The following is a 246-nucleotide window of genomic DNA, read 5'->3' on the forward strand; positions in this document are numbered from 1 at the left end:
GGGTGTGGGAGTTGGCCTCGGCGATGGAGCCGGGGAGGTGGACCTGGGGAACGGCGGCGGCGCCGGGGACGGGCGGGGTGTCGCCGAGGCCGGTGACGGCGGGCGGGCCGGCGGGCAGCAGGCCGACGGGCAGGACGACGACGGCGGCGACCCCGCCGGTCGGCTGCTCGCGCAGCTGGACGCGGATGCCGTGCCGGGCGGCGAGCCGGGCGACGACGTACAGGCCGAGGCCGAGCGACGGCTGCC

General features: G+C 80.5%; 1 protein-coding gene. It reads right to left on the reverse strand.

Going from position 1 to position 246, the window contains the following annotated elements:
• Positions 1 to 246, reverse strand: a 246-nt coding sequence (locus ACSNOH_RS35400) for a hypothetical protein (RefSeq protein WP_436725529.1), incomplete at both ends; no start/stop codon positions are given.

It is taken from the genome of Streptomyces sp. URMC 127, from assembly GCF_051386535.1.
Taxonomy (GTDB): Bacteria; Actinomycetota; Actinomycetes; order Streptomycetales; family Streptomycetaceae; genus Streptomyces.